Below are 17,764 nucleotides of genomic sequence, written 5' to 3' on the forward strand. Positions count from 1 at the left end.
ATCACTCTCCTTCATAATGAATAAGGGCCCAGCCACCGGATGGATGACTGAGCATTCTTTAACCCAAATCGCCGCGCTTGAAACAGCTTCAGAAGGAATACGCGTCGAATAAATCCAGCCCGGCCCATTCGCCGCTCTCCGTATTGCGGTAGATCTTGAGCGCAGCCTCTCCTCTAATATAAACATCCCCATCCTCAGCTTCAAAATCAGGCGCTCCCAGCATATCCTGCACGTTCATGGCCTGCGGATTAAGCATCCGTCCATTGAGGCTCAGACCATATTGTCCGGCCTGGGAAGGCGAAGCATGAACATACAGGACAACACCGCCGCATACCCCCGCCGAGCTATCGGCATACTGATATTCAAGACACCCGGCCCAAGGATCTTCAACAATCTGCTGAGGGGTTCCCTTGATCTGCAGCAGCTCCTCTTCCGTCATATATAAGCTAATACCGGACAAGGAGTCGAAGCTGCTTATGTAGAGATCGGCAGCTGTGCTATGCTCGAAGGCGAACATTACCGGCAGCTGTGCAGCGGTACCGGGAGCGGGAGAAACAGTCTCATCCTGCGGCGGTGCAGATATGAAGGGAGCAAGCAGACTAAGCAAGAGAATAACCATTTTCATAGAGTTCCCGCCTTTCATGAGCTGGTATTGCCCCGTCCTGAGCCCCGCCGTATTTCATTCCATCGTATTAATGGCGGAATTTCTGCCAGATTGCAGCGGCTGCATCCACGCCTTTGAGGGCTGAGGCTATCTTGCCCTTGGATTTGCTTGAACTCACTGCCTCATAGGATTGCACGGTTCTCTCCTCGGCCGGTGTTAACGGGGCTTCTGCGATGGATACCGATTTTGCCTTATCCTTCAGTTCACGTGATTTACGGAATTTCTCAATTACCGTTACAGATACCTGCTTCACGGTCAATGTCAGCTCGTTCATGACATCGCCCAGATTCTTTACAGAATCCACGATCGGGTCAATCTTCTGAATTTTACCCTGCACATCCGCTGTGATGTCATTGGCATGCCGGACAGTTGTTTTGACTTCATAAGTAAGCTCATCAATAGTCTTCTGAACCTCCTGCAGAGTCTGACTGACCTTGTCGAGCGATTCCTTCGCTGACTTCAAGGTTTTGATTAAAAAGAATACGAGTACTGCGAATGCGATAGCAGCCAGTGCTACGCTAAGTTCAATGATCATTGTAGATAACCCCTTCCAAGTGTGTAAATTATCGGTTTGCACTGTCTGATACTGCATAGTTACCCTTACAGAATTAGGCCGAAACAAAGGCCAAGCCCCTGGAATCCTCTTCCTTTCCTCCCTGTTTCAAATGGATACGCGCCGTTTAAACAATGACTACATCAACGCACAGAAAGGATGACATCTCATGCTAAGATGGTCAATAATTCTGCTGGTAGTCGCCCTGATTGCCGGTATCTTCGGATTCTTCAATATTGTGGCGGCGGCTGTCGGCATCGCCAAAGTATTGTTCTACATCTTCCTGGTCCTCTTCGTGGTCTCACTCTTTATGGGGCGCAGAGGACGATCTATGTAGGCAAGCCCACGTTAGCTGACTGCCGGACAGGCAGTGCTGCAGGCCCGGAGGTCTCCGCCAGGAGATCCCCGGGCCTCTTGCTGTTCCCGCCAGTCTTATGTAGTGTTGAAATGGGCTTCATTCCCCTTCAAAAAGTATAGGCCTTTCCGCTCAGGTTGTCATCCGTGATTCAGTCCGTAATGAAGCGTTCCCCCGCTAAGGCCGGACAAGAAAAATAAAATTTATTGATGCCGCTGGTTCATTCAATGCAATTTATGTTTACATCCTTATTAGCACAGCATGAACATAGAACATCTCACCATCATACCTAGGAGGAATCATCGATGAAAAAATTAGCCAGTTTAACAGTAGCAATGGGTCTTATGGCTTCCTTGGCAGCAACAGCTTCCGCAGCTGAGGTAGTAACAGGAACAACAGAAACTACCAAAACCACTTCTTCCGATGCAGTAACTACTGTAACCGGAGTGACTTACCTGAACCCGGCAGACCCGGTAATTACACAAGCTGACATCAAGCCAGCAACACCTCAGATCATTCTGACCAAACTCACAGCATTCCATCTTTCTGCGGGAAGCACAACTGCTATTGGCTGGTTGGGTGCACAGACTGTGGATACTACTGGTGTGATCACAAAAGACGCTATGGGCAACGAATGGAGAGAAATCTACACTTGGCTGGGTAAAGCCTGGATCAAGGTTCCTGCCTCTGCATACGTAATCAATCCATAAGCGATTGGACATATAGGAGTCATAGCTGCTCCACTCATATGCTGCAGCTATGACTCAACGGATGTACCTAACAAGGCACGTGGACGCCAATCCAAACGGCCTTTTTTTGCGTCTGATGGATGCTAAATTCCCCCACCAAAACATATAAAAAGGGTTATCCCTCCAGTAGAATCTTCTACTGGAGGGATAACCCCGCCATACACCCGCTTGTAGTTCACCCGTCACAAACTTGTACTGCCTGTCGCTTCTTGCTGTCCTAGCTGTATATATTAGCGGATGACCGAGCCTCCGTACAGGAAACGGTTCATCCAAGAAGCGCTAAGATTATCCACTCTTACACCGCCGGAGCTTACTGAATAGGTATGCAGCAGCTTCCCGTCACCCAAATACATGGCAACATGCGTAATTCTTGCCGTAGATTTGTTGATTCCGGCATAAGCAGAGGGAGAAGTTCCTTTATAATCCATGAAGAACATCAAATCGCCCCGCTTCAAGCCGGATACATCCGTAACTGCACCACTGTTCTGCTTCACCCAGTCCCCTTGCTGCCGGGAATCGGCAGGCAGCTTCAAGTTCGCTGCATCCATGAAGATCTGGCGGATGAAATCAGAGCAATCGAAGGTACTTGTATTATTGCGGTCAGAGCCGTATTCATATGGTGTTCCCAGATAGCCCATGCCCACTGATATCACTCGTTCAATCACAGCAGTCTGCCCGGCTGTAGGTACAGGTGCCGGAGCTGGTGTTGGAACAGGTGCCGGCACCGGTGTCTGAACAGGTGCAGGTGTTGGAGCTGGAGTGGCTGGAGCAGGCGGCGATGAAGCACCCGCTGTAATATATTGATCGGATGAGCTTGTATAACCCACCGTCCCGTTTGCCGTTCTTATTTTGTACCAATAGCTGTTGGTCTCTTCAAGAATGGTTACCTGGTCATTCTTATAGAGATATCCAACCACTTGCCCGCTGGTTGCTGGGGTCTCTCTTACACGGACCGTGGCCTGAATCACCGCTGTCCGGGACGCAGGTGCGGAAGCTGTACCTACCCGGATATAGGAATCCCCCGAGCTCATATACCCCACAATTCCCTCTGCCGTTCTTACTTTGTACCAGTAACTGTTCGCAGCTTCCAGAATAACAACCTGGTCGCCTTTATTCAGATATTTCAATACCGTGCTGCTGGTAGACGGATCTGTACGCAGCCGTACCGAAGCTTCAATGATGCCTGTCTGTCCAGCGGACGCCGCAAGCGTTGTAATCGAAGAATCGGTTGCAGCGAAAGCCTGCCCGGGACTGAACACTCCCAAGGATAATGCCAGTGATGCGGAAACCCATAACGATGCTGTAATTTTCTTGCGTGATACGATCATAGCGTTCCCCCGCTTAGCGTATTAAGAAAATCAACAACGGCGCGCGCTACGTTTGTTGCTTTCTGCCCTCATTATAGGCTGGCCCGGGATTTGGAACATGCTCCAAATTTCACAAAAAACCTTTCCATCTTATGGTAACATACAGGTCTATAGTCTCGATTTCTCCTTGTATTTGGTGGAAATTACAGCTAACTAGGAGAAATCATGGAATGTTAGTCCTTGGGCTCCACGTGAACTTGCACATGCATGATGTTGTGCAGCTTGGTCATCCGTTCTTCAATCGAGTCGCTGATCTCATGCCCTTCCATGACTGTCATGCGGGCATTCACCTCTACGACTACATCCACCAGCACATGATTGCCGTGTACACGGGCCTTCAGATCCTTGATGCCCTCTACGCCCGGTGTCCGGGCAATGGTGCTGCGCAGGTCCAGCAGCTTGTCTTCGTCAAATCCGTCCGTCAGCCGGTACGTGGAATCGCGGAAAATATCCCAGGCGGTCTTGATAATCAGCAAGCCGACTCCGATGGCAGCCGCGGAATCGATCCACGGCAGTCCGAATTGTGCCCCTACAATCCCTACAGCTGCACCTACGCTTACGATAGCATCCGAGAAATTATCCTTGGCAGCAGCCATCAGAGCATGGTTATTAATTCGCTCGGCCAGACGCTTGTTATATATATATACCCCCATCATCGCTACCGCACACACCAGCGCAACACCGGCAGACCAGAGCTGCGGCGTGGCCTTCTCCCCCTCGAACAGCGAGCGCACCGCCTCCACAATAACCTGAATACCCACCAGCGCCATAATGAAAGAGGCCATCAGCGCCGCAATCGTCTCGGCCCGGAAATGCCCGTAGGTGTGATCGGAATCCGGCGGCTTCCGCGAGATGCGCAGCCCGATCAGCACCGCCAGCGAGGCCACAATATCGGTTAAATTGTTGAATCCGTCCGCCAGGAGCGCACTGGAAGCGAACAAGTAGCCGCAGATCAGCTTGAAGGCAGACAGAACCAGATAAGCAGCAATGCTGACCATCGCACCCTTTTCACCCTTGCGTATATCCTCATAAATATCGGTCATTTCTGCCGCCCCTCCCATCCTTTGCCGCATAATTACAGGAAAACTTTCTTTGAGTTATTCTTGCCCTTGTAGCAGCATTTAAAAACAATTAGAATAAGGAATAAGGACTTGCTGCCTAAGGGGGTAACATAATGAGCGAGAACAATGAGAAACCAAAAATTAATTTGGCTGATGCGATCCGCCAGAAGCTGGAGCAGAAGAAACAGCATGCTTCAGGAAAACCGGGTTCAACCTTCCAGGCCGGCTCCGCGAAGCCGCTGAAAAGCCAGAATAACAAGAAGCCTAACAATCAGCGCCGCCGGACTGGCGGTTCCTAGACTTCTAGGTTGTTGTATATGGTGAACATAAACGGCTGCGTAATCCCTCCGGGGACGACGCAGCCGTTTGTATATGAACTCATAACTGTTCATTCTGCCTATATCTAGTTCTTAAGCCTCTACAGGGTACATCCGGGCACGCATTTCCTTGATCTCCGGGTTCTCCAGATACTCGTCATAGCTCATCGTACGGTCAATGATTCCAGCCGGAGTAATCTCGATAATGCGGTTGGCAATCGTCTGGATGAACTGATGGTCATGGGAGGTGAACAGGATCGTGCCGTCAAAGTCGATCAGGCCGTTATTGAGCGCGGTGATCGATTCCAGGTCCAAGTGATTGGTAGGCTCATCGAATACCAGCACGTTGGCTCCGTTCAGCATCATCTTGGCCAGCATACAGCGGACCTTCTCGCCCCCGGACAATACGCTTGCCTTCTTCAGTGCTTCTTCGCCGGCGAACAGCATCCGGCCCAGGAAGCCGCGCAGGAAGGTCTCGTCCTGATCCTTGGAGTATTGGCGCAGCCATTCCACCAGGTTCATATTCACCCCGTCGAAGTAGCTGGAGTTATCCTTAGGGAAATACGCCTGGGTAGTTGTCACTCCCCAAGTGTACTCACCCGCATCTGCTTCCTTCTCGCCCATAATGACATCGAACAGCAGGGATTTAGGCTGGGAATGCGGTCCTACAAAAGCGATCTTATCCCCTTTGTTGACTACAAAGCTGACTTCATCCAGCACCTTCTCGCCGTCCACTGCCTTGGTCAGGCCGCTGATCGTAAGCAGCTGCTTGCCGGCTTCACGCTCCGGCTTGAAGTTCAGGAACGGATATTTACGGTTGGACGGACGGATGTCATCCAGGGTAATCTTCTCGAGCTGCTTCTTACGGGAAGTCGCCTGCTTCGATTTCGAGGCGTTCGCCGAGAAGCGCTGAATGAAGGCTTGCAGCTCCTTCATCTTGTCTTCCTTCTTCTTGTTGGCATCGCGCTGCAGCGCCTGGGCCAATTGGCTGGACTCATACCAGAAGTCGTAGTTGCCGACATACATCTGGATTTTGCCGAAATCGATATCCGCAATATGCGTACAGACCTTGTTCAGGAAGTGACGGTCATGGGATACCACGATAACGGTGCCTTCGTAGTCCATAAGGAAATTCTCCAGCCAGCCAATCGATTCAAGATCCAAATGGTTGGTAGGCTCATCGAGCAGCAGGTTGTTCGGACGTCCGAACAGGGCCTGGGCCAGCAGGACCCGCACCTTCTCGTTGCCGCTGAGTTCGGCCATTTTCTTGTCGTGCATCTCACGCATGATACCAAGACCGATCAGCATGGCGGCTGCGTCAGGCTCGGCGTCCCAGCCGTTCAGCTCCGCGAATTCGCCTTCCAGCTCACCGGCACGAAGTCCGTCTGCTTCGGTGAAGTCGCTCTTTGCGTACAGGGCGTCCTTTTCCTTCATAATTTCATACAGGCGGGTATGACCCATGATTACGGTCTCCAGCACCTGGAACTCGTCATACTCGAAATGGTTCTGTTTCAGTACGGCCAGACGTTCACCGGGTGTGATGTGCACATCGCCGATGTTCGCTTCGATCTCTCCGGACAGAATCTTTAGGAAGGTCGATTTGCCGGCGCCGTTCGCGCCAATCAGACCGTAGCAGTTGCCGGGTGTGAATTTTATGTTTACATCCTCAAATAGTGCGCGTTTTCCGTAGCGGAGTGTTATACCGCTTGTGCTGATCATTAAGCATTACCATCCTTTTCACATAGGTTCCGGCTCATTATAGCATAAAATCAAGCAAAATGGCCCTTATTACGGCTCTTATTTAAGTAGAAGTGTTTAATACAAGCCTTCTACGGGCTATTCCCCCGCCGGGCGTTCCTCGGGCTGCACGACCAGCGTCTCCCCGTACCCGAGGGTACGGATACGCTCCTCGCCAAGCCCCTGCGCCACCCTGGCCTGCTCCATCCGGTCCAGCGCTTCGCGGGCGGTATCATCGGCCAGCCTGAAGGTGCCGAAGTGCATCGGAATCATCAGCTCGGCGCCTACATCAAGGAAGGCCTGCACGGCCTCCTCGGGATTCACATGCTGGGAGTTCATGAACCATTCAGGTTCATAAGCGCCTATCGGCATCAGCGCAACATGCAGCTTGAAGCGTCTGCCGATCTCCTTGAAGCCCGGGAAGAAGCCGCTGTCTCCGGCAAAATAGAGGTTCGGCGGAAGCAGCTTATGCTGCGCCTTGCCCTCTTCCCCCTCCGGATGCTTCTGCGGGTCTGCCGGCTGAAGCACATAACCGCCCCAGTGCGAGGAATTCGTATCGAACGGCGTCCTCCGCGTCCAGTGCTGGGTCGGGACAAACGTCAGCTTGACAGCGCCCAGTGTAATCTCCTCCCACCACTGCATTTCCTGACAGTTCGGGAAGCCCTTGCGGAGCATTTTGCGCTTAAGTCCGGCAGGCACCACAAGGGTTGTTCCTGCCCGGTACAGCTTGCGGATGGACGCGATATGCAGGTGATCATAATGGGAATGGGAGATCAGGATCAGATCGATGGGCGGGATATCCGCGAGCGGAATGCCCGGCTGCCCGATCCGCTTCTCGAAGCCCAGCCGCCGCGCCCAGATCGGGTCGGTGATGATATTAAGCCCTTCGTATTGCAGAAAAAAGGTAGAGTGCCCGATCCACGTAATCGTTGTCTCCAGCCGGTTCCCGGCCAGATAGTCGAGCCGCGGCGGATGATTCGGCACTTTATAGGTGTAATCCTTCTTCTTCCGGCGGCGTTCCTCGCGCCATTGGCGGAATTCCTTAAGTGTTTTATCGGTGCTTACATTGTCGATGTTGTTATAACGTATTCTGGCCATAGCATGAACCACTCCTTATAGCAGATTTGCCGTTTCTGTTGCCGGCGGCAAACCACATATCTTAACTATAGGGTTCCGCAGAATCATTTGCAAAACTACAGGGCCCTGCGGGACGCTCATTACAAATTGTACCCAAATGGCCGGGCGGGAAACGTCCGGACTTACGGCCCCTTTGTATTCACTTGCTTAAATGAGGTAAAATGCGGGTAAAGCAAACGGTGCTTATGCTACTTAGAAGAGGAGCTGACATATGAAGATTACATTTATTGAACCGACACCGAGTCCAAATACCATGAAGCTTCATCTCGATGAAAGCCTTGCACCCGGTATCCGCCGGACCTATACCCCGGAGACCCGGCGCTCCGCCCCTTCCTGGGCGCAGGAGATGCTGGAGATTCCAGGCGTTACGAGTATTTATCATGCCGCTGACTTCGCCGCGCTGGAGCGCAAAGGCAGTGCGGACTGGGCTGCAATTCTGCGCGAGGTCCAGAACCGCTTCGGAGCGGACGGCCTCAGTGCGGAATATAGTCTCGGCGATGAGAATGACGGCACCCACTACGGGGAGTCCCAGGTGTTCGTGCAGATGTTCCGCGGCATCCCGATCCAGATCCGCGTCAAGACCGGCGCGAAGGAGGAGCGCATCGCCCTCTCCAGCCGCTTCACCCAGGCGGTGACCGATGTGGCCAGCGCCGTGATGATCAAGGAGCGCAAGCTCAGTGATTACGGCGTACGCTACGGCGAGCCGCCGGAGATTGCCCGCGAGGTCGAGCAGGAGCTGGAGGCGGCGTATCCGCAGGAACGCCTCGACTCCCTCGTGCAGCAGGCCATCGCGCACGGGGCTGCCGGCGAGTTCGTCGAGCAGCGGCACAAGAAAGAGCTGGCCGAGCTGCTGCGGGACCTGCACGATGCGGATTGGCGCGTGCGCTACGCCGCGCTGGAGGATCTGGCGCCGGGCGAGCAGCTCCTGCCGGAGCTGCGGGCGGCGCTGCACGACCCCAAGCTGCAGATTCGCAGACTTGCGGTCGTGTACCTGGGCGACATCCGCACGCCAGGTGCGATGGAGCTGCTCTATGAGGCGATGAAGGACAGCGCCCCGGCCGTGCGGCGCACAGCCGGGGACACGCTCTCCGACATCGGCGACCCGGCGGCGACGCCGGTGATGACGGCGTCGCTGAGTGATGCCAGCAAGCTGGTGCGCTGGCGGGCGGCACGCTTCCTGTATGAAGTCGGGACAGCCGAGGCCCAGGACGCGCTGAGCGTTGCTGCCGAAGACCCCGAATTCGAGGTGGGGCTGCAGGCCAAGATGGCGCTGGAGCGGATTCTGTCCGGCGAGGAAGCGGCGGGTACTGTCTGGCAGCAGATGTCAGAGCGCCGGCGGAGCTGACGTGAACCTGCCGTATTTTGTCATTGCCTGAGAAGCCGGTATGCCTTATACTGATTCCTGTTGTTCATATCGTTCAAAGATAGCCTCATCATACCTAGGATGAGGTAGAGGTCGCGGATAAGAAGAGTAAGCGCGTGGAGATGCCTAAGAGCCATCAGTGATACGCGCCCAAAGGAATATCCGCCGAAATCGTAACTGCTGCTCTTAGTCCGCAGCTACGATTGGGGCCGTTTGCCGAAAGGCGCGGAACTGTCACTGTGTATTGCCGCCTGTCAGGAGACTGCGGGAGCTGCACTGTGTTGCGCTATCTTAACAGGGAGTATGATGCGGAGCCTATAATCAGGAAACCGCAGCGTCCGTCTGCGGTTTTTTTGCGTGCAGCATGCCGGGAAGAAGACACCGGCACATGCAGGCAGCGGCACTCCCACTGTGAACAGAACTATCAATCTAAAGGGAGTGTCTTATTCATGCAAGCACAGCAGCCTAAACGGCCGGCAGTACAGGCGGGCAACGCCAATACGCCGGGCCTGCGCAAATCCTTCAAAGCAAGACATCTGACCATGATCGCCCTCGGCGGCTCGATCGGAACCGGATTATTCCTCGCCAGCGGCGGGGCCATCGCCTCCTCCGGTCCGGGCGGAGCACTGCTCGCCTACACGGCCGTCGGCATTATGGTCTATTTTCTGATGACCAGCCTTGGGGAGCTGGCAACCTATCTGCCCGATTCCGGTTCCTTCAGCACCTACGGTACACGGTTCGTCAGTCCTGCCTTCGGCTTCGCTATCGGCTGGAACTTCTGGTACAACTGGGCAGTAACCATTGCAGCTGAACTGTCAGCGGCCACCGTTATCATTAAGTACTGGTTCCCGGACAGTCCTTCGTTCCTGTGGAGCCTGCTCTTCCTGGCGCTCATGTTCGGCCTGAACTTCCTGTCTGCGCGGGGGTACGGCGAGTCGGAATACTGGTTCGCCATTATCAAGATTATTACGGTGGTCGTCTTCCTGACGGTCGGCGTCCTGATGATCTTCGGGATTCTGGGCGGCAAGGCGGTGGGCTTCAGCAACTTCCAGCTCAGAGGCAGCTCGTTCCATGGCGGCTTCTTCGCCTTCGTGGGGGTCTTCATGGCCGCCGGGTTCTCCTTCCAGGGAACAGAGCTGGTCGGCGTAGCCGCCGGAGAGAGCGAGAATCCGCGCCGCAACGTGCCGATCGCGATCCGCCAGGTGTTCTGGCGCATCCTGATCTTCTATATTTTCGCCATTGCCGTCATCGGTATGCTGATTCCTTATACGAATCCCGATCTGCTCCGCGGCGGTATTGATGATATCGGCGTCAGCCCGTTCACCATCGTCTTCAACAAAGCAGGGCTGGCGATTGCCGCCTCGGTCATGAATGCCGTGATTCTCAGCTCCGTGCTGTCTGCCGGGAACTCCGGGATGTACGCCTCCACCCGTGTCCTGTACGCTATGGCCAAGGATGGAATGGCACCACGCGCGCTCGGCAAGCTGAACCGCAGAGGTGTTCCTGTAGGCGCACTGCTCGTGACAACCGCTGTCGGCATGCTCGCCTTCCTCGCCTCCTTCTTCGGAGACGGCGCGGTGTACAATTGGCTGCTTAACGCTTCTGGGATGTGCGGCTTCATCAACTGGCTCGGAATTGCCGTCTGCCATTACCGTTTCCGCCGGGCCTTCGTGAAGCAGGGCCATTCGCTGGAGGAGCTGCCTTACCGGGCAAGATGGTTCCCGTTCGGTCCGCTGTTTGCCTTCGCTCTGTGTATGGTCGCTGTATTCGGCCAGAACATGGGCGCTTTCACCGGTGCGAAGATCGATTGGTACGGCATTCTGGTCTCCTATGTCAGTGTGCCGCTGTTCCTGCTGATCTGGCTGGGCTATGGCTGGTTCCGCAAGAGCAGCCTTATCCCGCTGGAGAAGTGTGATCTGAGCACCCACGCAGACTGATTCATTGCAGCAGCATATAAATTCTTATCTTTCAGCAAAAGACCGGTTTTGATCCCGCAAAAGTGGGCCAAAACCGGTCTTTTATATATTGCTAGTACCTTATCAGATTTAAAATAGTGGATCAGACGCAAGTCCCCTTCAAATAACATCTTTTTTCCAAGCGGGCCTTGTTCTTCAGGGCGTTTGGCTTAGCGTAACGGACTGAGGTGCGCTTATTTGGGAAGAAAGTCGCCTATTGGGCGAGTAACGGACTCCACAGGCCTTATCCTTTGCACTTCAGCTCCGAAACGTCTCATAGAGAGACTCTAAGGTCGCCTGAGTCCGTTACACTGCAAAAAGTGGCGTTTTCGCGGGGATAAGATCTCTCCGGTCCGTTAGATTTTGGGTTGTAACTCTGACGCTTTACTAGCTTAAGTTTGCTTCTCTTCGTGGGAATTCCGGCAACTGCTGTTTATGCCCAGGTTGTGATCGTCTCAACCGGCAGACGGTAGGATGGATACCCCTCTTTGGCGGCTTTGCCTATCGAGATCAGCATGACCGGCTGGAACCGTTCTTTGTCCAGGCCGAACACTTCTGCAATATGCTCCTTGTCATAGCCGGCCATCGGGTTGGTATCATATCCGTGGGCGCGGGCCACCAGCATTAACTGCATCGAAATAAGCCCCGAGTCAATCAGATTCACATCCCGCAATTCGGACGCGGAAATGTTCGCATAATAAGGCTTGACCTGCTGCAGCTGCATGTCCATCACCTCGCGGGGCATGTACCCGAGTTCTACAGCCTTGCCGAAAATTTCGTCAATATATTCAACGTTGTTCGTATCATAAAATACAGCAATCACAGCCGAGGAGGTGAGCGCCTGGGTCTGGTTGAAGGAGGCCAGCGGTGCCAGCTTCGCTTTGCCTTCAGCGCTGTCAATGACCAGGAAACGCCACGGCTGCATGTTAATCGCAGAGGGGGCGCGGGAAGCTTCCGCCAGAATCTCGGTCAGTTCCTCTCTGCTGATCTTCACCTCAGGATCATAGACTTTCACGGAACGGCGCTCCAGAACAATTTCATTGAAATCATTGGTTTTTTGGTATTTCCCCATCATTGTGCTCATGTACATTTCTCTCCTTTTATATACGGAATGGTACGGATGAACGTGAACGTATCATCACTAGAAGAATTGTAAACTATAAAGTATACTTCATAGCAAGAACAATAAATGGGGGGATTGCCATGAAAACCAGTGAAGTTGCCAAAAAGGCTGACCTTCCGATATCAACCCTGCGCTACTATGAGAAAATAGGCCTGATTACGGAGGAGTACATCCTCAGAGAAGAGAATAATTACCGGAATTATGCCCCGGAGATTATTCCGTATCTTGAAGTCATAAAGAATAGCTTAGCTGTTGGATTTTCAATCCACGATATTAAATCGATGATCTCCAAGCAGGGAATATCGAAAGAGGAACAAAAACGGATCATTGCCGACAAAATTACGGAAATTGAAGCTGCGCAAAAAAACCTGGAGGCTTCCAAGCAGTCTCTTTACGAGCTTCTCGAAATGAATATTACCTGTGAGAACGGGTACGGAAAATACTAAAACCCCAGAGCTGTGCTCCAGGGAGTCGTATAAAGGCGCGGGGGCCGGGGGACGCTAACCTGTAATCCCAGTTCAAGGAGGCCTTTATGAAAAAAAAATGGACAGTAGCCTTGTTGACGTTAGCCCTGGTCCTGAGCAGCCCGTTAAGCCGGAGCTCCGCTGCACCTGACTATGCCCGGTGGGGAACCATTGCCGTGAAGGAGACGCAGCAGAAATACAACGCCGAAATCATCGATTACAAGCACATCGGCCGGACCCAGATCAAGCCTAAGCTTGCAGAAGAGAAGTTCAAGCTGGTGGTCCGGAGCAAGGCAGGCCGGGAATTCGGCGTATTCGTGATGGTCCGCTTCAACCCTTCAACAAACAAGCTTCAGACCATCCAATTCCTGGAGACCAGGGCCTGAAGTGCACCCTGGCTGGTTCGCCGGGTAGCTGCACGCTTTTATTTCCAGGTCACATATACCTTAAGATCTCCTGTATTCTCGAACGGCGAACTGTTGAAGGCCAGGTTATTCAGTCCCAGCCCGTAGAGCACCTGCAGATCCTGCCTCAGCAGTTTGTCGCTTCCCCGGTAGCGGAAGAGCAGCGACTGCTGTCCGGCCTCTGCCGCCTGCTTCGCAAGCTTCTCGAGCTGTTCCGCTGACGAGACCACCTGATTCTCCTCGTACAGCCAGTAATTCAGGTCTTTCTGCAGCCTCTTGTATGCCTCCACCCCTTGGCCCCCTTGATTGACCAGCTTAGTCAAGGTCTGTGCATAACTGGTGGAGGCCGCCGGATAGGACTTCGTCCAAGTGTGGTCAAGCCGCATCTGGGCATCGGTCCTCATATAATAGACCGTGCTGATTCCGCCCTCCGGACTCGGGTCCGGGTCATCCCAGGTGGTGTCGAGATGATACCATGCCCCGTTCAGAAGTACCAGATTCCAGGCATGCGACTGGGTCACACCGTCTGCCGCCCTGGCCGTCCCTTCCACAATTCTGTTCGGAATCCCCGCCCCCAGCAGCAGCTTATAGGTTAGCAGCGTATAGCCCTGGCAGACCGCACTCCCGGTCTGAAGTCCCTCATAAGCGGTGTATTTGCGGTGCGAGTGATCGTATTCCAGATTCAGCACAACCCAGTCGTGGATCGCTTTTACCTTCTGGTGATTGTTCATCCCCGGTGTTATGATCTGCTGCAGAATAGCCTTCACCTGCTTGTTCACATAGGCCGTCTGCTGCAGCGTCTCCCGGTATTCCACCTGAACCGTCACATGAACAGCGCGCGTGCTTCCGCGGTAGGAGAAGGCATAGCTGTCAATAATATAATACAGGTACGGATCGCTCCCCATCGCCTGATTAATTGCCGTCTGGATCTCACTCTTCAGCTTGGCGGTCTTGCCCTGATAAGTGAAGGTAATCGTCTCTCTGCGGTTACTCATCGCTCCGGCCAGCTTCTGCGTCATTCCTTGTGTCGTCTGCACCACCGCCGAATCCGCTGCAGCATACGCATGCTCGTATCCCCAGTACGTCGCAGGCGGTAAAGCAGCAAACACAAGCATAAGTCCAACCGCCGTCTTCAACAGCGATCCCTGTCTCTTCCCCATATGATCCGCGCGCCTCCTGCAATCTATATCATCGGCCGTAGCCGTATGTACTCTATAGTAAATGCCAATCATGCCATGTTTACAACTCCGACCTGAAGAACGTAACTATGCGCCAGCCTGACCTATTCATTATATCATCTCAGGCCGTCTAACTAGTACAGCATCAGATTTAAAATGGTGAAGTCAGGGCCCCCTCTGCTGGAGGACTCAGTGTAACAGATGGAGGAACTCATATTTTGGATGGAGTAAAGAATGCACCCGGGTTGTAGCGAACCATCAGAGATTAGTGTATTCTGTGCAACTAAAAACAATGAAACGGATGGCTTTCCTCTTCTAACTATATTTTGTACAACTAAATCTGCCACGTTGGGCAAAAATCCAGGTACAGAGACATTTTAATTGCACGAAATACAGCTAACCTGAGATTCGGCCGCACTCCGGGTGATTTAGTTGTACAGATTGCAATTAAGCCGATCCCTTACACCCTAATCGGGGCGCGGCAGAACTCTCAGCAAGCGATTAGTTAAAGTATTTTTCACAAGTTAAAATCTGATACTCTACTAGGCGTGGATAGCACAAACAGGTCAATCATGGTGGTATCTGACCATAATCAACCTGTTCATTGTATCGGTATTGCGGGAATTGAGTTATGAAAATAAAGCTTTTAATGCACGTACAACCAAAATGAACAAATCTTTATACAGGTATTACATGGGTTTTGGGTAGCCCCCACCAATAATATCGTCAGCTCTGTATCTTCTCCAGAAAAGCTTCAAATACTTTTTTTGTCGCTTCCCCTGAAATGGGAATTAACTCATGAATCTTCTGTAGAATTGAAGGGTTTTTTAATATCAGTTTTTTACTTTCTGAACTAGTAAAACTTCTTAATGCATCAATACAAATTTCGAATAACTCTTCATCATCAGTATTTAGCAGTTTCAATAACATATTCAATTCATCCATGCTAGATTCATTATGCAAACAATATGCTAATTTTCTTTGCCACTCTACTGGCTTATTCAATACTCCATTTGATAATTCCCCCCAATCCCGTGGGGAGAATTTCAGCAGCATCTCCTGTGCAATTAAAAAACCTTCATCATACCAATAATCATCCGTAAAATATCCTGAAAGATAGTCATCAAATTCTATAAACATTAAAAATCTCCTTCGAATTAGATTACAAGTTAGGTGCTGTAAAACCACTTAAAAGTTGTGTAACTCCCCCACCTGTTGGATAGCCCGATACAACATTGTCACCTATTTTAATAACTTCAACTTGAACGCCATTAACCGTTCCTCTATGAAGAGTCGCACCATCCGAGGTACGAACTCCAACGGATGCTGTGTTACCAGTATCTTTTATACTATTAATAATTTGCGAATCACTCCATGAATCCGGGAATAAAGTACTCGTTTTAATATTAGATAAATTACCATCAGGATATTCAGTAGTAAACTTAACTTTTCTTGTTCCATCTGCATTAACTGTTATTTCTTGAACTGCATAATTAGGATTTGCATTATTGATGTTCGGAGAATGACCACCGATCAATTCATTTTTTGTAGGAACTTTTCTCTGTCCATCTAATATTTTCTTTTCCATTTCTATACTAATTATAGAAGAACCAACATTGTGCGGCCCCTCAACCGTGCCACCCTCCAACCCATCCATATACCGCTGCTGCACCGGCGTCTTCGGCAAGGCTGGCGTATCGGGAATCTCCCCTATCTTGAAAACAAAACCTTCCGGCGTCTGCATTGCCCGTCCCAGATCCGGGAGCTTCTGCCTGATCCCTTGCAGGGCATCCTTCGCCGCTTGGCTGACGACCTCTTCAACCTCGCCCAGCACTTTACCGGCTTTGCCTGCTTTGGTGACCTGGAGTCCAGGAACCAGAATCGAAGCGACCGCACCCAGCATCTTCGCCTTCTCTTCCGGGGTGCCTTCATCAAATTGATGATACGCCTTCTTCGCCGCTTCGACCAGCACTTCCGGATGCTCGATAAGGTATTGCGCCTGATTCTTCATGTCCGTGGTGGTTTTGACCGGGTCTACCACTAGCTTGAAGGCAAAGGTTGCCGTATCCGCTACGCCCATGACGACCTCTTTCACCAAGCCTTCGGTAAAAGCCAGCACTACATCTCCCGACTGACGGACCTTGCTCTCCCATTTCGTCAGCCCGTAGGTATCCTCTAGCCACCCCAGATAACTAGTGTACATCGGGGTAAGATATTCATTCGGCACATAGACTTTCGCCTGATAAAAGTCCCAGGTGGTGGTCTCATTTTCCTTGTTGTCTGCGGTAATTGGCCTGCCGTCCGGCAGCGTGAGCGGCGGCCCGTTCAACCGCCGCTCTGCTTCGATCTGCTCTTGAACCTGCTTAAGAGCCGCTGCGATCTTAATTTCCTGCCGCTTCGCCGTAAGCTGACTCCGCGCATACGCTCCGGCGGCGGTCTTCTCCATGGCCAGCCGCAAAAGCAGTAAATATTCTTCGTTATGTAGTAAGGGAACCATCTCCGCCGTAATTGACGGATCATACTCACAGGCTGTAACCGCCGGTTGTTTGTAATATCCGCTTAGATCCTTGCCGGATTCATAGTATATCTTGGCTACGCCTAGAGAAGCCAGCTTCTGCCGGGCTTCTTCGGCCTGCGCGTGGACAGCCTCCATCTGCGCCTGATTTCCAAACGCCTGATACACCCTGAAGGCCGTCTGTGCCCTGGCGATCTCATTGCGCGCCGCGAAGATATCGTTCAGCTTACTTTGCGCAGCTATACTCTCTACGCTCAGCAGACCGGAGGTCTGAATAACATTCCTAAGCTGCTGCACCACCGGGTCCCTGCTGAGTTCATCTTTTCCTGATAGAGCAGCAATCGAAGTGATGAGATTCGTCGCACTTCGCTGCACAAATTCAGGGATGGAGACCCGTCCGGTGGCTGATTGCAGCCCCAAGCTGCCGAAGGCAGCGAGCAAAAGATTAAACTGCCCCGCCAGCCTGTCCGCCTGCCGCTTATTCTCTTCCTGCAACTCCGAGACGCCTCTTAGGGCGACCCTGATAATATCCTCTAACTTCTCCGCTTCAACGGTTAATTCATTGATTAGGACCTGGGCCTTGACCAGATGGTCGCCCATGGGGATGCCGCCCCAGCTGCTGGACTGGCCCTTCAATTGAAGATACAGCCGGTTGGTGTCCTGACTCACCTGGCCGATCTTCGATTGCAGGCGCTTGACTTCATCTTCGTTAAATACTAGCTTCGTTGATGCCATAGCCACCCTCCCCGCCGGACACTAGAACTCTGGCTTCCACTTAAACCAATAAATATCCCTCAGTTATACAGGTTACCTCCTATATTA

Annotated in this window: 17 protein-coding genes and 1 riboswitch; of the genes, 7 read left to right on the top strand and 10 right to left on the bottom strand. The window is 52.2% G+C overall.

Annotated features, from left to right (window positions below):
* Positions 1-88: 88 nt before the first annotated feature.
* Both NST26_RS28190 and NST26_RS28195 read right to left on the bottom strand, forming a co-directional pair.
* Complete coding sequence (locus NST26_RS28190; protein WP_340957951.1) at positions 89-625, bottom strand: hypothetical protein; 537 nt, start codon at positions 623-625, stop codon at positions 89-91.
* Between the two features lie 67 nt (positions 626-692).
* Complete coding sequence (locus NST26_RS28195; protein WP_036730309.1) at positions 693-1,199, bottom strand: DUF948 domain-containing protein; 507 nt, start codon at positions 1,197-1,199, stop codon at positions 693-695.
* A 187-nt stretch (positions 1,200-1,386) separates the two neighbouring features.
* On the opposite strand from NST26_RS28195, the gene NST26_RS28200 reads away from it, so the two are divergent.
* Together NST26_RS28200 and NST26_RS28205 are read left to right on the top strand one after the other, a co-directional pair.
* On the top strand, positions 1,387-1,554 hold the full coding sequence (locus tag NST26_RS28200; RefSeq protein ID WP_036730311.1) for a DUF1328 domain-containing protein: 168 nt from the start codon (positions 1,387-1,389) through the stop codon (positions 1,552-1,554).
* 323 nt (positions 1,555-1,877) lie between these two features.
* The gene (locus NST26_RS28205; RefSeq protein ID WP_036730313.1) at positions 1,878-2,282 is read left to right on the top strand and encodes a hypothetical protein; all 405 of its coding nucleotides are present in this window, start codon (positions 1,878-1,880) and stop codon (positions 2,280-2,282) included.
* A gap of 269 nt (positions 2,283-2,551) precedes the next feature.
* Here the strand turns inward: NST26_RS28205 and NST26_RS28210 are convergent, their stop codons facing one another.
* A complete protein-coding gene (locus NST26_RS28210) occupies positions 2,552-3,649 on the bottom strand; it encodes a C40 family peptidase (protein ID WP_340957948.1) in 1,098 nt (365 codons plus the stop codon).
* 212 nt (positions 3,650-3,861) lie between these two features.
* Positions 3,862-4,731, bottom strand: a complete 870-nt coding sequence (locus tag NST26_RS28215) for a cation diffusion facilitator family transporter (protein ID WP_076080437.1) — start codon at positions 4,729-4,731, stop codon at positions 3,862-3,864.
* 131 nt (positions 4,732-4,862) lie between these two features.
* Between NST26_RS28215 and NST26_RS28220 the strand changes: the two genes are divergently transcribed.
* On the top strand, positions 4,863-5,048 hold the full coding sequence (locus NST26_RS28220; protein WP_036694961.1) for a hypothetical protein: 186 nt from the start codon (positions 4,863-4,865) through the stop codon (positions 5,046-5,048).
* Positions 5,049-5,159: 111 nt separating this feature from the next.
* On the opposite strand, the gene NST26_RS28225 is transcribed toward NST26_RS28220, so the two are convergent.
* Together NST26_RS28225 and NST26_RS28230 are read right to left on the bottom strand one after the other, a co-directional pair.
* Positions 5,160-6,785: an ABC-F family ATP-binding cassette domain-containing protein gene (locus tag NST26_RS28225; RefSeq protein WP_036730319.1), complete on the bottom strand. Its 1,626-nt coding sequence runs from the start codon at positions 6,783-6,785 to the stop codon at positions 5,160-5,162.
* A gap of 117 nt (positions 6,786-6,902) precedes the next feature.
* Positions 6,903-7,901, bottom strand: a complete 999-nt coding sequence (locus tag NST26_RS28230; protein ID WP_340957946.1) for an MBL fold metallo-hydrolase — start codon at positions 7,899-7,901, stop codon at positions 6,903-6,905.
* Between the two features lie 250 nt (positions 7,902-8,151).
* On the opposite strand from NST26_RS28230, the gene NST26_RS28235 reads away from it, so the two are divergent.
* Positions 8,152-9,285, top strand: coding sequence for a conserved virulence factor C family protein (locus NST26_RS28235; protein WP_340957945.1), 1,134 nt, complete (start codon positions 8,152-8,154; stop codon positions 9,283-9,285).
* A 97-nt stretch (positions 9,286-9,382) separates the two neighbouring features.
* Positions 9,383-9,600: riboswitch (Lysine riboswitch) on the top strand.
* 152 nt (positions 9,601-9,752) lie between these two features.
* A complete protein-coding gene (locus NST26_RS28240; protein WP_340957943.1) occupies positions 9,753-11,240 on the top strand; it encodes an amino acid permease in 1,488 nt (495 codons plus the stop codon).
* 451 nt (positions 11,241-11,691) lie between these two features.
* Here the strand turns inward: NST26_RS28240 and NST26_RS28245 are convergent, their stop codons facing one another.
* Positions 11,692-12,330, bottom strand: a complete 639-nt coding sequence (locus tag NST26_RS28245; protein WP_445323383.1) for a nitroreductase family protein — start codon at positions 12,328-12,330, stop codon at positions 11,692-11,694.
* A 131-nt stretch (positions 12,331-12,461) separates the two neighbouring features.
* Here NST26_RS28245 and NST26_RS28250 point away from each other — a divergent pair, with 131 nt between their 5' ends.
* Complete coding sequence (locus NST26_RS28250; protein WP_339311612.1) at positions 12,462-12,827, top strand: MerR family transcriptional regulator; 366 nt, start codon at positions 12,462-12,464, stop codon at positions 12,825-12,827.
* An 86-nt stretch (positions 12,828-12,913) separates the two neighbouring features.
* A complete protein-coding gene (locus tag NST26_RS28255) occupies positions 12,914-13,231 on the top strand; it encodes a DUF3889 domain-containing protein (RefSeq protein WP_340957941.1) in 318 nt (105 codons plus the stop codon).
* A gap of 38 nt (positions 13,232-13,269) precedes the next feature.
* Here NST26_RS28255 and NST26_RS28260 read toward each other — a convergent pair whose 3' ends face one another.
* The 3 genes from NST26_RS28260 to NST26_RS28270 all read right to left on the bottom strand — a co-directional run bounded on the left by NST26_RS28260 (position 13,270) and on the right by NST26_RS28270 (position 17,677).
* Complete coding sequence (locus tag NST26_RS28260; RefSeq protein WP_340957940.1) at positions 13,270-14,409, bottom strand: transglutaminase domain-containing protein; 1,140 nt, start codon at positions 14,407-14,409, stop codon at positions 13,270-13,272.
* Between the two features lie 744 nt (positions 14,410-15,153).
* Positions 15,154-15,567, bottom strand: coding sequence for a hypothetical protein (locus NST26_RS28265; protein WP_340957939.1), 414 nt, complete (start codon positions 15,565-15,567; stop codon positions 15,154-15,156).
* A gap of 22 nt (positions 15,568-15,589) precedes the next feature.
* Entirely contained in the window at positions 15,590-17,677 is a 2,088-nt protein-coding gene (locus NST26_RS28270) for an EndoU domain-containing protein (RefSeq protein ID WP_340957938.1), read from the bottom strand.
* Positions 17,678-17,764: the final 87 nt, after the last annotated feature.

It is taken from the genome of Paenibacillus sp. FSL R7-0128 (genome assembly GCF_038002245.1).
GTDB lineage: Bacteria > Bacillota > Bacilli > Paenibacillales > Paenibacillaceae > Paenibacillus_AQ > Paenibacillus_AQ silagei.

Coding starts and splice junctions, on each gene's coding strand:
- NST26_RS28190 (WP_340957951.1), bottom strand. CDS start 625: ATGAAAATGGTTATTCTCTTGCTTAGTCTGCTTGCTCCCTTCATATCT.
- NST26_RS28195 (WP_036730309.1), bottom strand. CDS start 1,199: ATGATCATTGAACTTAGCGTAGCACTGGCTGCTATCGCATTCGCAGTA.
- NST26_RS28200 (WP_036730311.1), top strand. CDS start 1,387: ATGCTAAGATGGTCAATAATTCTGCTGGTAGTCGCCCTGATTGCCGGT.
- NST26_RS28205 (WP_036730313.1), top strand. CDS start 1,878: ATGAAAAAATTAGCCAGTTTAACAGTAGCAATGGGTCTTATGGCTTCC.
- NST26_RS28210 (WP_340957948.1), bottom strand. CDS start 3,649: ATGATCGTATCACGCAAGAAAATTACAGCATCGTTATGGGTTTCCGCA.
- NST26_RS28215 (WP_076080437.1), bottom strand. CDS start 4,731: ATGACCGATATTTATGAGGATATACGCAAGGGTGAAAAGGGTGCGATG.
- NST26_RS28220 (WP_036694961.1), top strand. CDS start 4,863: ATGAGCGAGAACAATGAGAAACCAAAAATTAATTTGGCTGATGCGATC.
- NST26_RS28225 (WP_036730319.1), bottom strand. CDS start 6,785: ATGATCAGCACAAGCGGTATAACACTCCGCTACGGAAAACGCGCACTA.
- NST26_RS28230 (WP_340957946.1), bottom strand. CDS start 7,901: ATGGCCAGAATACGTTATAACAACATCGACAATGTAAGCACCGATAAA.
- NST26_RS28235 (WP_340957945.1), top strand. CDS start 8,152: ATGAAGATTACATTTATTGAACCGACACCGAGTCCAAATACCATGAAG.
- NST26_RS28240 (WP_340957943.1), top strand. CDS start 9,753: ATGCAAGCACAGCAGCCTAAACGGCCGGCAGTACAGGCGGGCAACGCC.
- NST26_RS28245 (WP_445323383.1), bottom strand. CDS start 12,330: ATGGGGAAATACCAAAAAACCAATGATTTCAATGAAATTGTTCTGGAG.
- NST26_RS28250 (WP_339311612.1), top strand. CDS start 12,462: ATGAAAACCAGTGAAGTTGCCAAAAAGGCTGACCTTCCGATATCAACC.
- NST26_RS28255 (WP_340957941.1), top strand. CDS start 12,914: ATGAAAAAAAAATGGACAGTAGCCTTGTTGACGTTAGCCCTGGTCCTG.
- NST26_RS28260 (WP_340957940.1), bottom strand. CDS start 14,409: ATGGGGAAGAGACAGGGATCGCTGTTGAAGACGGCGGTTGGACTTATG.
- NST26_RS28265 (WP_340957939.1), bottom strand. CDS start 15,567: ATGTTTATAGAATTTGATGACTATCTTTCAGGATATTTTACGGATGAT.
- NST26_RS28270 (WP_340957938.1), bottom strand. CDS start 17,677: ATGGCATCAACGAAGCTAGTATTTAACGAAGATGAAGTCAAGCGCCTG.